General features: G+C 74.1%; 1 protein-coding gene. It reads left to right on the top strand.

The window, feature by feature from the left end; all coding sequences use genetic code 11:
• On the top strand, positions 1-216 hold a 216-nt coding region (locus tag ADK41_RS16105), incomplete at both ends, for a hypothetical protein (RefSeq protein WP_159043984.1).

The raw sequence follows: 216 nt of genomic DNA on the forward strand, positions 1-216 counted from the left end.
CCTGCCCGAGTACATGGTTCCCGCGGCCGTCGTGGTCCTGGAGGAACTGCCCCGCACGGTCAACGGCAAGCTCGACCGCCGTGCCCTGCCCGCACCCGACCCGACCGCCGGGCCCGGCGGCCGCGCCCCGCGCGACCCGGCCGAGGAGATCCTGTGCGGCCTCTTCGCCGACACCCTCGCCCTGCCCTCCGTCACCATCGACGACCACTTCTTCCA

This window comes from Streptomyces caelestis (assembly GCF_001279005.1).
GTDB lineage: Bacteria > Actinomycetota > Actinomycetes > Streptomycetales > Streptomycetaceae > Streptomyces > Streptomyces heliomycini.